Origin of the sequence: Burkholderia sp. BCC0322 (genome assembly GCF_902833045.1) — a bacterium.
Lineage (GTDB): Bacteria > Pseudomonadota > Gammaproteobacteria > Burkholderiales > Burkholderiaceae > Burkholderia.
The window spans coordinates 180,999-195,019 of sequence record NZ_CADFDU010000011.1; the positions used below are offsets into that span (position 1 = coordinate 180,999).

A 14,021-nucleotide genomic window follows, 5' to 3' on the forward strand; every position below is an offset into this window, starting at 1 on the left:
GCGGTCACGATGGCCGCGGTCGGGCCATTGTCGGGGAAGCTCGCGGCGAGCGCAACGGCCGGCCCGCTCCGCTCGCCGCTTGCGGTCGGCCCTAGCCGGCGTCCGCTTCGTCGTCGCTCCAGTCGATATCGCCGCACAGCACGCGCTGCGCATCGCCGACGCGCACGGCCACCGACAGCGTCACGCATGGCTGCGCCTCGTTGATCGACAGGTACGGGCGCGTGACCTGCACGCGCCCCGGCTCGACGATCGCCGAGCGGAAATACGGCCGGCGCAGCCAGTTCGCGCCCTGCGCGTCCGCCAGCGGCGAAAAGCGCGCCTCGGCGAGCGCACGGTCGGCGCGCAGCACGACGTTGCGGCCCGACTGGCGGCCGTGCGCGTCGAGCAGGAAGCAGCGCGCGGCCGCATCAAGCGCAAGGAAGTTCCAGCACACCTCGTCGAGCGGCTCGCCGGCGGCGAGACGCTCGGCCGCACGTTCGAACGCGCGCAGGTAGGGCGCGAGCCGCTGTGCATCGCGCCGCTCGCGCGCCTCGGTCTGCTGCCGGAAACGCTCGGTCAGCTCGCCGATGCAGCCCGTCGCGGCCGCGCTGTCGGGCAGCCCCGGCGCCGGCCGGCCGAAGTAGTAGCCCTGCACGAAATCGGCCTCGCATGACAGCGCGATCTGCGCCTCGTGTTCGGTCTCGATGCCCTCGACGAGCACCAGCTTGCCGGCCTCGTGCAGCAGCGTCACGAGCCCGTGCAGGATCGCGGTGAGCCCGGTGCGGTGCGCCGCGTGCGACAGCATGATCCGGTCGAGCTTCACGATGTCCGGGTTCAGTTGCCAGATCCGCTCGAGATTCGAATGGCCCGCGCCGAAATCGTCGAGCGCGATCAGGAAACCGTGCGTGCGGAATTCACGCACGGCCTCGGCGAGCCGCTCGACGTCTTCCGCGCGCTGTTCGAGCACTTCGAGCACGATGCGGCGTGGCGGCATGCCGAGCCGCTTCAGGTTCGCGAGCAGCGCGGCCGCCTGGAACGGGTCGGTGAGCACGCCCGGATGAACGTTGAGGAACAGCCACTCGCGCTCCGCGCCGAGCAGCATGAAGTTCTCGAGATGCAGCGCCTGCGCGAGCCGGTCGAGCTGCAGCAGCTCGCCCTGGCGCGCGGCTTCGCCGAACACGTCGAGCGGCGACACGGCGCGGTCGAGTGCATCGTGCGCGCGCAGCAGCGCCTCGTAGCCCACCGCGCGCTGGTGCGACAGGCTGAAAATCGGCTGGAACACGGTCGTGAGCGTCAGGTCGCGGTGCTGCGTCGCCAGACGTTCGAGGCCGGAACTCACCTCCCGCTCGAAGCGGTACGGCGACGCGGCGGCCGGACGCTCCTGTTGCACGATCGTCATGCCTTCCTCCTGGTAGTGCCTTCGAACGCGGCGTCCGACGAAGCGAACGGCGCGTGCAATGTCATGGTTGGACCCTCGGTTGCCCGGTCGACGCCGGACGGCTGGCCAACATCAAGCAAGCTCCGTGCAAGGCGCCGACAACCCGTGCGCAGCACCGCTCGCGCCGTGCTGCCGCACCAACGCGGCGCATGTCTCGCGCACCATTTTCGTGCGCGCGCACCGGCCGCTCGAACGCACCCGTCACGCTGCCACGCTACACTCCGTACGATCGTTTCATTCCCCGTATTCGCCGTATCGATGGAAATCGTCTTCACCGTCCTGATCCTGCTGCTGACCGTTGCGCTGTCCGGCGCCGTCACGCGCATCCTGCCGTTCCAGCTGCCGCTGCCGCTGATGCAGATCGCGTTCGGCGCGATGCTCGCGTGGCCGAAGCTGAACCTGCACGTCACGTTCGATCCCGAAATCTTCATGCTGCTGTTCATCCCGCCGCTGCTGTTCGCGGACGGCTGGCGGATTCCGAAGCGCGAGCTGTACCTGCAGCGCCGCGCGATCCTGATGCTCGCGTTCGGGCTCGTGTTCATGACGGTACTCGCAGTGGGCTACTTCGCGCACTGGCTGATACCCGAGTTGCCGCTGCCGATCGCGTTCGCGCTCGCGGCCGTACTGTCGCCGACCGACGCGGTCGCGCTGTCGGGCATCGCCGGTAAGGGCCGGATCCCGCCGCAGCTGATGCACATCCTCGAAGGCGAGGCGCTGATGAACGACGCGTCGGGCCTCGTCGCACTGAAATTCGCGATCGCGGCCGCGCTGACGGGCATGTTCTCGCTGCGCGACGCCTCGGTCACGTTCGTGATCGTCGCGGCCGGCGGGCTCGCGACGGGCGCGATCGTATCGTGGGCCTTCAGCGCGCTGTCGACGCGCTTCCTGAACGCCGAGCAGGAAGGCGATCCGGCCCCCGGCATCGTGATGACGCTGCTCGTGCCGTTCGCGGCCTACCTGTTCGCCGAGCACCTCGACCTGTCGGGCGTGCTGGCGGCCGTGTCGGCCGGGATGATGATGAATTACACGAGCTTCTCGCGCAAAAGCACTGTCGCGTCGCGCGTGCGCGCCGAAAGCACGTGGGCGATGATCGAGTTCGTGTTCAACGGCATGGTGTTCATCATGCTCGGGCTGCAGCTGCCGCACATCATCGGCCGCACGCTCGTCGACGCGCACCACACGAGCGACGCACTCGTCGGCCGGATGATCTTCAACGTCTGCGCGATGATGCTCGCGCTGTATGCGATCCGCTTCCTGTGGGTCTGGCTGCTGCGCTGGTTCGCGAGCCGTCGCGCCGCGCGCCAGGGCCTCGCGGGCACGATGGCCGGCGTGCGCACGATCGCGGTGATGACGGTCGGCGGCGTGCGCGGCGCGGTCACGCTCGCCGGCGTGCTGTCGATTCCGGTCGCGCTGTCCGACGGCGTGCCGCTGCCGGGCCGCGACACGGCGATCTTCGTGGCGTCGGCCGTGATCCTCGGCTCGCTCGTCGTCGCGGTGATCGGCCTGCCGCTGCTGCTGCGCGGCGTGCGTTCGTCGCGCAGCCCGCTCGGCGACGAGGAACGCGCCGCACGCGCGGCCGCCGCGCAGGCCGCGATCCGCGCGATCGACTCGTCGCACGACGCGATCTCGGTCGATCTCGACGAATCGGGCGCCGCGCGCTGCGCGGATATCTCCGCACGCGTGATGGACCAGTACCGCCGCCGCCTCGCGACGCTCGCCGAGGACGGCCCCACGCCGCGCGCGGAAGCGAAGCAGGCCGAAACGATGGAACTGCAGATGCGGATCGCGGCCGTGCGCGCGGAACGCTCCGCGCTCTACCGGCTGCGTAGCGAAAGCAGGATTTCCGACGAGACGCTGACGAAGCTGCTCCGCGAGATCGACCTGTCGGAGACCGCGCTGTCGACGCGCAAGAAAGGCATTCTCTAAACGGCCGGCCGCTGCCTTTGCGCAGCCGCCGCCCCATCAAAAACGGCGACGCACTGGCGTCGCCGTTTTCACTCCCGCCCGCGTTCGCGTTACTTCGCGACGACGACCGGAATCCCCTTCAGCATCCCCGCGCCCTTCATCTCGTCGAGCGCGTGCTGCACGGCCGCGCTCGTCGCCGCTTCGATGCCGAGCTGCAACGCGAGCTTGCGCTCCGCGCGCTTCACGCCGGCCAGGTTGCGCACCTTCACGTGCCCGAAGCCGCGCACGCGGGCGTGCAGGTCGGCCAGTTGCGCGACCTGCGCCGCATTGCCGGCGGTCGTCGCGGCGAGCGCACGCGTGAGCGTCGTCTCGTAGTCGTCGGCGAGCGCGCGCTCCATCTTGCGCTCGACGGTGCGGCCGAACGGATCGAGCCACGTGCCGCGCAGGCTGCGCACGCGCGCCAGCATGCCGAACACCGGCCACATCCACTGGCCGAACTCGCGCTTCTTCGGCGCGCTGCCGTCGCGGCCGGCCTTCGCGACCGTCGGCGGCGCCAGGTTGAACTTCACGCGATAAGCCTGCCCCGGCACGCCTTCGAATTGCGCTTCGAGCGCCGTGCGGAACGCGTCGTCCGTGTAAAGCCGCGCGACTTCGTATTCGTCCTTCACCGCGAGCAGCCGGTAGAACGTCGTCGCGACCGCGCGCGTCAGCGCATCGTCGCCCTTCGCGCGCGCCGCGCTCACGAGGGCACGGTAGCGTTCGACATAGCGTGCGCCGCCGTATGCATCGAGACGCGCCTCGCGATCGGCGATCAGTTCGGCAAGCGTTTCCGGTGCGGCGTGCGTGGCCACCGCGTGACGCGCGTTCCACAACGCATCGAGGCCCGCCGCGTCGCCGGCCGCCATCCGGCCGATCGAGAACGCGAGCTTGTTCATCGGCACCGCGACGTTGTTCAGCTCGATCGCGCGCATCATCGCGGCGAGCGACACCGGCACGAGGCCGAGCTGCCACGCATAGCCGAGCATCAGGATGTTCGCGCCGATCGAATCGCCGAGGAACTTCGCGGCGAGCGCTTGCGCGTCGCAGCTCGACAGGTAACCATCGCCGGCCGCGTGACGCATCTTCTCGAGCAGCGCATCCGCATGCAGATTCGCGTCGGGGTTCTGCACGAACGACGCGTTCGGGATCCGGTGCGTGTTGACGACGATCCGCGAACGCTCGTGACGCACCGTCTGCAGCGCCTCGGCGCTCGCGCCGACCACCATGTCGCACGCGAGCAGCACGTCGGCCTGCTGCGTGTCGATACGCACCTGGTTCAGCCACCGGTCGCTCGATGCGATCCGCACGAACGACAGCACCGAGCCGCCCTTCTGCGCGAAGCCCATGAAGTCGAGCACCGACGCGCTCTTGCCTTCGAGGTGCGCGGCCATGCTGATCAGCGCGCCGACCGTCACGACGCCCGTGCCGCCGACGCCCGTCACGAGCATGTCGAACGGCGCCGCGTCGAGATGCGTGGCCGGCACCGGCAGCGCGTCGACGCGCGCGGCGAGCGCGGCTTCGTCGAACGCGGCACCGGCGGCCTTCTTCAGCGCCGCGCCTTCGACCGTCACGAAGCTCGGGCAGAAGCCGTTCACGCACGAATAATCCTTGTTGCACGACGACTGGTCGATGCGGCGCTTGCGGCCGAGCGGCGTCTCCAGCGGCTCGACCGACAGGCAGTTCGACTGCACGCCGCAATCGCCGCAGCCTTCGCACACCGCGTCGTTGATGAACAGGCGCTTGTCCGGGTCGGGGAATTCGCCCTTCTTGCGGCGGCGGCGCTTCTCGGCCGCGCAGGTCTGGTCGTAGATCAGCACGGTGACGCCCGGCGTCTCGCGCAGCTCGCGCTGCACCGTGTCGAGCTCGCTGCGGTGATGGAACGTCGTGCCCTTCGGGAACAGCCCGTGATGACCGTCGTACTTCTCCGGTTCGTCGGACACGACGACGAAGCGCGACACGCCTTCCGCCTCGACCTGCCGCGCGATCTGCGGCACCGAGATGCTGCCGTCGACCGGCTGGCCGCCCGTCATCGCGACCGCATCGTTGTAGAGGATCTTGTACGTGATGTTCGCTTTCGCGGCCACGGCCTGGCGGATCGCGAGGATGCCGGAGTGGAAGTAGGTGCCGTCGCCGAGGTTCTGGAACACGTGCTTCGTGTTGGTGAACATCGCGTGCGCGGCCCAGTCGACGCCCTCGCCGCCCATCTGGATCAGCCCGGTCGTGTCGCGCTCCATCCACGACGCCATGAAGTGGCAGCCGATGCCGGCCTGCGCGATCGAGCCTTCCGGCACCTTCGTCGACGTGTTGTGCGGGCAGCCCGAGCAGAAGTACGGCGTGCGCTTCACCGCGTCCGCCTCGTTCGACAGGATCTGCGGCGCGACGAGATCGACGACGCGTTCGCGGCGGTCGAGCGCCGGCTTGTGGCGCGCAAGCCAGTCGGCGAACACCGGCAGGATGCGCGACGGGCGCAGCTCGCCGAGCTCGGACAGCAGGCAGGCGCCGGCGGCGTCGTGCTTGCCGAGCACGCGCGGGCGCGCGCCTTCCGCGCGGTTGTACAGGTAGTCCTTGATCTGCTGCTCGATGACCGGGCCTTTCTCCTCGATCACGAGCACTTCGGCGAGCCCGTCGACGAACGTCTCGATGCGCGTCATCTCGAGCGGGTACGACAGGCCGACCTTGTAGATCCGCACGCCGGCCGCGTCGAGGTCGGCCACCGTCAGGTCGAGGCGACGCAGCGCCTCCATCAGGTCGAGGTGCGCCTTGCCGCAGGTCACGATGCCGACGTTCGCCTGCGCGCTCGGCGCGATCCACTTGTCGATGCTGTTGGTGCGCGCGAAATGACGCACCGCGTCGAGCTTCGCGGCGAGGCGCGCCTCGATCGTGAGGCTCGGCAGGTCGGGCCAGCGATTGTGCAGGCCGCCCGCCGGCGGCGTGTAGCCTTCCGGCGCCGGCCACCGCGTCTGCAATGCGTCGAGGTCGACGGTCGAGCCCGATTCGACCGTTTCGGAAATCGCCTTGAAACCGACCCACGCGCCCGAGTAGCGCGACAGCGCCCAGCCGTACAGCCCGAATTCGAGCATGTCGGCGATGTTCGCCGGGTTCACGACCGGCATGTGCCACGCGATCATCGCGAAGTCGCTCTGGTGCGGCATCGACGACGACACGCAGCCGTGGTCGTCGCCCGCGACGACGAGCACGCCGCCATGCGGCGACGAACCGTACGCGTTGCCGTGCTTCAGCGCGTCGCCCGCGCGATCGACACCGGGGCCCTTGCCGTACCACATCGCATACACGCCCTCGACCGTGCGCTCGGGATCGGCCTCGACCCGCTGCGTGCCGAGCACGGCCGTGCCGCCGAGTTCCTCGTTGATCGCGGGCAGGAAGCGCACGCCGCCGGCGTCGAGCAGTTTCTTCGCCTTCCACAGCTGCTGGTCGACCATGCCGAGCGGCGAACCGCGATAGCCGCTGACGAAGCCGGCCGTGTCGAGCCCCTGTTCGGCGTCGACCGTGCGCTGCATCAGCAGCAGGCGGACCAGCGCCTGCGTGCCGGTCAGGAAGATCCGGCCGCGCGTCGCGGTCAGGTTGTCGGTCAGGCGGTAGTCGGACAGGGCAGGCGTGCCGTCGACGGGCAAGCGGGCAGTCATGGGGGATGTCTCCGGATTGTGCGGTTCTGGGCTGCTCGGTAGGGCGTCGGGCGACGCGTGACCGGCGGCAGCGAATGGCTCTATTTTTTCGCGCGCAGCCGAGAATGTTTTTCCTCATCTTGCTCGGGCAGGCTCTCAGTGAGAAAAACTGCGCAGCTTTTCGCCGGGATTTGAGAGAGTTTTCGCGCACGGTGGCCGGGCGGGATGGGCGACGTGTCGGGACCGGCGGGTCGCCTGCCGGGGAAACACGTGGCTGTCCGACGGTGGCCCGTGCAGGTGGCGGATGGCGCTCACGCCCCGTGTGACAAGGGTTTCAGCGGCTCGATGCGGTGACCCTCACCGATGAAATGCACAGCATTGCGATTGGTCGGTGGGGCGGGATGTCCACAATGCCGCGCCCCTCGGCCGACCGGGCTCGCGCGCTCACCGTTCGATTGCACAGCGTTTCGAGTGGCGTGGAGGCCGGGATGTCCACACCGTTGACGGAATGCATCCCGCGCTTGCCTCGACGCTCACCGTTGAAATGCACAGCGCGGCGAGTGGGTTTGAACCGCGGATATCCACATCGATGGGGACGTATTGCATCGATCCACGGCTTGCCTTCGGTGCTCGAATACTCAGGGCCGCGAGCGGGTTTGTCGGCCGGAAAGGCGTGCCGGAACACGCATGCCGGGCAATCGCCGGATCGCACTCACCGTTGAAACACGCGAGGTTGATCGTCCGGACAGGCGCGCGGGTACACGCATGCGCCACGATCGCGGGCCCGCACTCACCGAGGAAATACGCCGGGACGCGAGTGAGTTCATCGGCCGGGCATACACGCCGGAACGCGCTTGCGGCACAATCGCGGGCTCGCGCTCACCATTGAAATACACAGGGCTTCGAGTGTCTGCGATAGCGGTTATCCACGCCCGATCCGGCATTGCCGTCCGGCCACTCGGGCACCCTCACCGTTGGAAACCACAGCCCTTCGAGTGCTTCCGCGCGCAGGATATCCACATGGATGAGCATCCGCCGAAGCGATGACGGACGCGCGCCGCGGAAGGTGCGGCAGGCCGGCAATTCAAGCTGGAAGCGGCTCATCGGCCGATCGGGCACGGACACTCACCGTCGAAATGCACAGTGTCGAGAGTCGTTTCCGTGGCCGGATATCCACACGGGGCCCGTGTGTTCGTCGTTCGCATGCTCGCGTGCCAGCCCGAGATACACGATGCGCCGGACGGCGCCGGCGGCCGAATGATCGCATCTTGGTGCGCTGAGCGCCGATCCCGTGTTCACGCTCGCCCTTGCATCGCGCAGCGCTTCGAATCGCTTGCGAACGCGGCGATGCGCAGCGAAATCTGCGTATTGCCGACCACGCGCCCGTGCTCGCCGTTAAAATGCACGGCCTTTCGAGCGACAGCCGGAACCGGATCTCCCCGTCGCGGCACCCGCACGGTTGCGCCGCGCACGCTCGCGTTCGGCTAGAATGCGCGGCGCTTCGAACCACGGCAACGATCGGAAATCCTCGTCAGGAAAGGCGCATGGCCCGATCGGGCGCCAACCCTCACCACTGAATTCCACAGCATTTCGCGTCGTTTCGCAGGCGAGTTGTCCACACCCTGCTTCATGCATTCCGTATCATCCGGTGCCCCTCACCGGTGAAATGCACAGGGCGCCGAGTCGTTTCGGCGTGAGGATATCCACAACCGATCGCGCGGCGCGACTTTCGTCTGGCCATCGCCACGAGCGGCTCACGCATCTGCCGGCGGCTATCGGGCAGTCACCGGAAAGCCCCGTCCAGACGGCCTCGGCGGCACCCTCACCGTTCAAATGCACAGCATTTCGAGTCGCCTCGATCGTGGGTTATCCACATCCGTCCCGACCGGCTGCATCGAGCGGGCACGCGCCCGCGGGTCGCGTTACGGGGCAATCGACCGCATGACCGCTGCCGGATTCCCGCCGACCAGCACGTTCGGCGGGACATCGCGCGTGACGACGGCCCCGGCCGCGACCACCGAGTTCTCGCCCACCGTCACACCGCCGACGATCGTCGCGCCGGCGCCGATCCACACGTTCCGTTCGATCACGATCGGCTTCGCGACGACGAAGTCGCGCCGCCGCGAAGGTTCGACGGGATGGCCGGACGTGATGAGGCTGACGTTCGGCCCGATCATCGCGTCGTCGCCGATTTCGAGCCTGCCGAGATCGTAGAACGTGCAGTTCTGGTTGATGAACACATTGCGCCCGAGTTTCATGCCGGTGCCGCCCGTCGCATGAAACGGCGGGATCAATACGAACGCGTCGTCCACCTGCGTGCCGATCAGTTCTCCGAACAATGCGCGAACCTCGGCGGCATCGTCGAACGTCAGGCGATTGATCCGCGCGGCGATCGACATCGCCCGCTTGACCTCGGCCACCATCGCCGCAGATTCCGGCGTTCTTCTCGGAATGATCGTGGTGCGATCGTCGTTTGCCATGCGTGAGTCGTCTCCGGTGATTTCCCTGTTTCGTGATGCATCGGCGATTGCGGAAGGATGCCAGTGTTGCCATGTGCGGCATGCCGGTTCACGACAGGATTCTCATCCTGTTTATGACTAGTATTTACATCACTAGTCATAAGCCTACACTCTTGTGCCACAAGACTTTTCCCGGCCTCGTACCTGATTCAAGCACGGCACACGACGCATCCGGCCATCATGCGCAGATAGCCCCCGGCGCCCCTGTCCGAACCTGCGGCGCTCGGGTACGCTTGAGCATCCACCGGGACCGACAGTCGCACCCAAACGCGGAGGCACGATGAAGCTCTACTACTGGCCGAAGACCCGGGCATTCCGGGCGTTGTGGATGCTCGAGGAGCTCGGCGTGGTGTACGAACTCGTGCCGATCGACTTGCGCTCGCACGAACAGGGCAGCGACGCGTTCGTGCAGGTCAACCCGATGGCCAAGCTACCCGCGCTCGACGACGGCAGCGTGCCGTTCGCCGAATCGGGCGCCGTGCTGCTCTATCTTGCCGACCGCTGCCCGGGCGCCGGGCTCGGCATCGCACCCGACGATCCGCTGCGCGGCCGCTTCCTCCAATGGATGTTCTTCACGCCGACCTGCCTCGAACCGGCGATGGCCGAAAAATTCACCGGCGCGTCGGGCAATCCGGTCGCGTTCGGCTGGGGCAACATCACACGCGTGCAGCGCGCCCTTGCGCAAGCACTCGCCCATGATTCGTGGCTCGTCGGCGAGCGCTTCACCGCGGCCGACCTGCTGCTCGCCAGCACGCTGAAGATCGCGTTCGACGCGCATCTGCTGCCGCACGAAGGGGTGCTCGGCGACTACGTCGCGCGCGCCGAGGATCGCGACGCCTTCCGCCGCGCGGTCGCGATCGAACGGCGCGAAGCGGCGCGCCTGCTGCATGTGTGACGTGTAGACGCGTAGCGCGTGGGCGGCACGACCCGCCGCCCGCGAGCGCACCTACGCGGCCGGGCCCGACGTCGCGGTGCCGGCATTGACCACCGCACCCGGCGAGCCGCGCTCGTCGGTATCGGCGTCGACCGGCACCACGTCGTGAAAATGCGTGTAGTCGATGTGCGTGATGCCGTCTTCGTCGTGCATCAGGTCGACATAGCGGTGACGCCAGCGGATCTCGCCGTGCCCCCACGAATGACGCGCCTGCATCACCTGCGCGGTCGTCTCGTCCGAGCCTTCGATCGTGATCAGCAACGACGCGTCGCGCTCGGCAAGCGATTCGGGCGTCTCGCCGAACAGCGCGCTCGATTCGTCGATCACGTGCATCAGGTTCCAGCCGAGCAGGAAAATCGGATGCTCGCTGCGCACGAGCGGCAGGTCGTGGATCTTGCGCAGCGTGTAGCCCTCGTGCGTCCCTTCGACGCGCATCAGCCGCAGCTTCGCCTGCGCCTCGGCAATCACGTTCTGGCGCGCATTCGCGGCGCGCACCATCAGCGTCATCCGGCCGTTCAACGGCCGGACGATCGCGTAGCGCGCGAACAGGATCTTCGCCTGCGGCCGCGAAAACCGCGCGAATACGAGCCCGGTGGCCAGCGCGATGCCCGACATCCCGATGAAGATCTCGAACGTCGCGACCAGGTGCGCGTAGACGGTCTGCGGATGCATGTCGCCATAGCCGACGGTCGCGAGTGTCTCGACGCTGAAGAAGAACGCGCCGCCAAATCCTGCGGGCGACTGGTTCGCGATCGACGCATGGCCAAGCAGGTAGAGGGTCGCAAAAGCGCCGTTGAGCAGCAGGAACAGCACGGCGAGCGACAGGAAGAATACGGGCCAGCTCACCGTCAGCGCGCGATGATAGAGGTCGCGCCAGCCGAGCGGCGGCATTCCGTACGCGATGACCGGGCGCGTGCCCGACCAGAGCTTGCGGCCACGGCCGCGGGAGGCTGGGGAGGACGAATCGACATTCATCGCGCGGTGCCGGAAGCTGGGAGGCGATGAGCGTAGCACGCGCGGCGGCCGCCCGGTATGCGTGCCGGTTCGGAACGGGAATTCGCCGCGCCGCCGGCCGCGCGGCGCAAAAAAAACGGCCGCGGAAGCGGCCGGCTGTGTCGTCAGCGCGCGGCGCTCACTTGCGGTCGACGATCACCTGGTCGAACGTGCCGCCGTCCGCGAAATGCGTCTTCTGCGCGTTCGCCCAGCTGCCGAAAACCTGCTCGACGCTGAACGTCTTCAGCGGCTTGAATTCGGCCGCGTGCTTCTTCAGCACGTTCGCGTCGCGCGGGCGCAGATGGTGCCGCGCGATGATCTCCTGCGCTTCCGGCGTGTACAGGTAGTCGAGATACGCCTGCGCGACCTTGCGCGTGCCCTTCTTGTCGACGACCTTGTCGACCACGGCGACGGGCGGCTCCGCGAGGATGCTCGCCGACGGATACACCGCGTCGAACTGCGCGCCGGATGCGCCGGTGTCCATCAGCGCGACTTCGTTCTCGAACGTGACCAGCACGTCGCCGATGCCGCGCTGCGTGAACGTCGTCGTCGCGCCGCGACCGCCCGAGTCGAGCACCGGCACGTTGCGGAAGATCGCCTTCTCGAAGTCGATCGCCTGCTGGTCGGTCGCGCCCTTCTGCTTCTGGAAGCCCCACGCGGCGAGATACGCATAGCGGCCGTTGCCTGAAGTCTTCGGGTTCGCGATGATCACCTGGACACCCGGCTTCGCGAGATCGCTCCAGTCCTTGATCGCCTTCGGGTTGCCCTTGCGGACCAGGAACACCATTGTGGTCGAGTACGGCGAGCTGTTGTCCGGGAAGCGCGCGCGCCAGTCCTTCGGCAGCAACTGGCCACGCTCGGCGAGCAGGTCGATGTCGTTCGGCTGGTTCATCGTCACGACATCGGCCTGCAGCCCTTGCAGCACCGACAGCGCCTGCGCGCTCGACGCGCCGTGCGACTGCTTGATCGCGATCGTCTCGCCGGTTTTCTGCTTGTAGGCCGCGGCAAAACCCGCGTTGATGTCCTTGTACAGTTCGCGCGTCACGTCGTACGACACGTTCAGGATCGACGTATCCGCGTGCGCGGCCGTTGCCGCCACGACCAGCGCCGCCGCCGCGCCCGTGAGCAGCCAGCGGCCGATCCCCTTCATGCTTGCCATCGTGATATGCCCCGTTTCCAGTGTGGGTGAATGTGCATGACGGCACGCGTCCGCCGCCGTCATCGAAACGTAAGCGGGCATTCTAGCGGCCGGACGGAGCGCGCTTTCCAATCAGTCGTGGAAAGCAAATCTCGAATCCTGCTAAACGGCGGCGCACACTCGCGCACGGATCGGATCCGGTGTTAAGATCGCCGCTCAGCCCAATCACGGTTCCTCCATGTCCACTCCCGTGCGCTCGCTTCCGATCCTCGCCGCCGTCGCGGCAGGTGCGCGCGCGGCCGGGCTGAAACTGAAAAAACGACTCCTCGACTGACGGGGATGTCGCGTCCCGTCAGGCGAATGCCGGACGGGATGCCCGCAGGTCGTTTCTTTCTCCTTGCTCGCACGCCTCGCTCCGGCTCTCCGCCGGCGGAACGGTTCTTTCCCACTCCGTTTCCACCATGAGGCTTTGCATGAACACACGTTTCGAAGGTATCTGGCTGCCGATCATCACGCCGTTCCACCACGGCGAAGTCGACCATGCCGCGCTCGCGCGGCTCGCGCGCCACTATGCGGCCGCGGGCATCGCAGGCTTCGTCGCGGGCGCGACGACCGGTGAAGGCGTGCTGCTCGACGCGCGCGAACTGGATGCGGTGTTCGCGACGCTGCGCGACGCGGCGCCCGGGCTGCCGATCGTCGTCGGGCTGACCGCGAGCGCGACGCATGTCGCGGCCGCCCGCGCGCGCGAACTCGCGGCGCTGCGGCCCGACGGGCTGCTCGTCACGCCGCCCGTCTACGTGCGGCCGACGCAGGACGGCATCCGCCGCCACGTCGAGGCGATCGTCGACGCGGCCGACCTGCCGGTGCTCGTCTACAACATCCCGTACCGCACCGGCGTGAACGTCGAACTGGACACGCTGCAGGCGCTGGCCCGCGACCCGCGCGTCGCGGGCATCAAGGAATGCGGCGGTACGCTCGACCGGATGAGCCGGCTCGTGCACGACACGCCCCTCGCGATCCTGTCCGGCGACGACAACCAGAACTTCGCGGCGATGTGCGCCGGCGCGCACGGCGCGATCGCGAGCAGCGCGCACGTGCTGCCCGAATGGCATGTGCGCATCCATGCGCTGCTGCGCGACGGCCGGCTCGCCGATGCGCGGCGCGTGTCGGTTGCGCTGCAGCCGCTCGTCGCGGCGCTGTTCGCGGAGCCGAACCCGGCGCCGGTGAAGGCCGTGCTGGCCGCGCAAGGATGGTGCGAGGACGGGTTGCGGCTGCCGTTCGTGCCGGCGAGTGAAGGGTTGAGGGCGCGGCTGGCAGTCATTTGTGCGGAACTGGATGAAATCGAGCCGGACTTCGCGGCGGCATGACCCGCGACGCCTGGTGAGGTTCAACCGATCGATCCATTCAACCGATCGGCAGAGGGATTGCCGAACCGCAGCCCGCGGCGGCGATC

The 14,021-nt window shown here is 67.9% G+C and carries 9 protein-coding genes; 3 read left to right on the top strand and 6 right to left on the bottom strand.

Going from position 1 to position 14,021, the window contains the following annotated elements:
* Positions 1-91 precede the first annotated feature (91 nt).
* Positions 92-1,378: an EAL domain-containing protein gene (locus HWX39_RS26795; protein ID WP_175970764.1), complete on the bottom strand. Its 1,287-nt coding sequence runs from the start codon at positions 1,376-1,378 to the stop codon at positions 92-94.
* A 297-nt stretch (positions 1,379-1,675) separates the two neighbouring features.
* Here HWX39_RS26795 and HWX39_RS26800 point away from each other — a divergent pair, with 297 nt between their 5' ends.
* A complete protein-coding gene (locus tag HWX39_RS26800; RefSeq protein ID WP_175970765.1) occupies positions 1,676-3,343 on the top strand; it encodes a Na+/H+ antiporter in 1,668 nt (555 codons plus the stop codon).
* A gap of 89 nt (positions 3,344-3,432) precedes the next feature.
* Here HWX39_RS26800 and HWX39_RS26805 read toward each other — a convergent pair whose 3' ends face one another.
* The 3 genes from HWX39_RS26805 to HWX39_RS26815 all read right to left on the bottom strand — a co-directional run bounded on the left by HWX39_RS26805 (position 3,433) and on the right by HWX39_RS26815 (position 9,464).
* On the bottom strand, positions 3,433-7,005 hold the full coding sequence (locus tag HWX39_RS26805; protein WP_175970766.1) for an indolepyruvate ferredoxin oxidoreductase family protein: 3,573 nt from the start codon (positions 7,003-7,005) through the stop codon (positions 3,433-3,435).
* Between the two features lie 858 nt (positions 7,006-7,863).
* Entirely contained in the window at positions 7,864-8,088 is a 225-nt protein-coding gene (locus HWX39_RS26810; protein ID WP_175970767.1) for a hypothetical protein, read from the bottom strand.
* An 818-nt stretch (positions 8,089-8,906) separates the two neighbouring features.
* On the bottom strand, positions 8,907-9,464 hold the full coding sequence (locus HWX39_RS26815) for a sugar O-acetyltransferase (protein ID WP_175970768.1): 558 nt from the start codon (positions 9,462-9,464) through the stop codon (positions 8,907-8,909).
* Positions 9,465-9,783: 319 nt separating this feature from the next.
* Between HWX39_RS26815 and HWX39_RS26820 the strand changes: the two genes are divergently transcribed.
* Positions 9,784-10,398 carry a glutathione S-transferase gene (locus HWX39_RS26820; RefSeq protein ID WP_175970769.1) on the top strand — a complete coding sequence of 205 codons (615 nt, stop codon included), beginning with the start codon at positions 9,784-9,786 and terminating at the stop codon, positions 10,396-10,398.
* Positions 10,399-10,449: 51 nt separating this feature from the next.
* On the opposite strand, the gene HWX39_RS26825 is transcribed toward HWX39_RS26820, so the two are convergent.
* Complete coding sequence (locus tag HWX39_RS26825; protein ID WP_175970770.1) at positions 10,450-11,412, bottom strand: ion channel; 963 nt, start codon at positions 11,410-11,412, stop codon at positions 10,450-10,452.
* Positions 11,413-11,569: 157 nt separating this feature from the next.
* Complete coding sequence (locus HWX39_RS26830) at positions 11,570-12,589, bottom strand: sulfate ABC transporter substrate-binding protein (RefSeq protein ID WP_175970771.1); 1,020 nt, start codon at positions 12,587-12,589, stop codon at positions 11,570-11,572.
* Positions 12,590-13,041: 452 nt separating this feature from the next.
* On the opposite strand from HWX39_RS26830, the gene dapA reads away from it, so the two are divergent.
* On the top strand, positions 13,042-13,935 hold the full coding sequence (dapA, locus tag HWX39_RS26835; RefSeq protein ID WP_175970772.1) for a 4-hydroxy-tetrahydrodipicolinate synthase: 894 nt from the start codon (positions 13,042-13,044) through the stop codon (positions 13,933-13,935).
* The last annotated feature ends 86 nt before the right edge of the window (positions 13,936-14,021 follow it).

Coding starts and splice junctions, on each gene's coding strand:
- dapA (WP_175970772.1), top strand. CDS start 13,042: ATGAACACACGTTTCGAAGGTATCTGGCTGCCGATCATCACGCCGTTC.
- HWX39_RS26810 (WP_175970767.1), bottom strand. CDS start 8,088: ATGAGCCGCTTCCAGCTTGAATTGCCGGCCTGCCGCACCTTCCGCGGC.
- HWX39_RS26795 (WP_175970764.1), bottom strand. CDS start 1,378: ATGACGATCGTGCAACAGGAGCGTCCGGCCGCCGCGTCGCCGTACCGC.
- HWX39_RS26805 (WP_175970766.1), bottom strand. CDS start 7,005: ATGACTGCCCGCTTGCCCGTCGACGGCACGCCTGCCCTGTCCGACTAC.
- HWX39_RS26820 (WP_175970769.1), top strand. CDS start 9,784: ATGAAGCTCTACTACTGGCCGAAGACCCGGGCATTCCGGGCGTTGTGG.
- HWX39_RS26815 (WP_175970768.1), bottom strand. CDS start 9,464: ATGGCAAACGACGATCGCACCACGATCATTCCGAGAAGAACGCCGGAA.
- HWX39_RS26830 (WP_175970771.1), bottom strand. CDS start 12,589: ATGGCAAGCATGAAGGGGATCGGCCGCTGGCTGCTCACGGGCGCGGCG.
- HWX39_RS26825 (WP_175970770.1), bottom strand. CDS start 11,412: ATGAATGTCGATTCGTCCTCCCCAGCCTCCCGCGGCCGTGGCCGCAAG.
- HWX39_RS26800 (WP_175970765.1), top strand. CDS start 1,676: ATGGAAATCGTCTTCACCGTCCTGATCCTGCTGCTGACCGTTGCGCTG.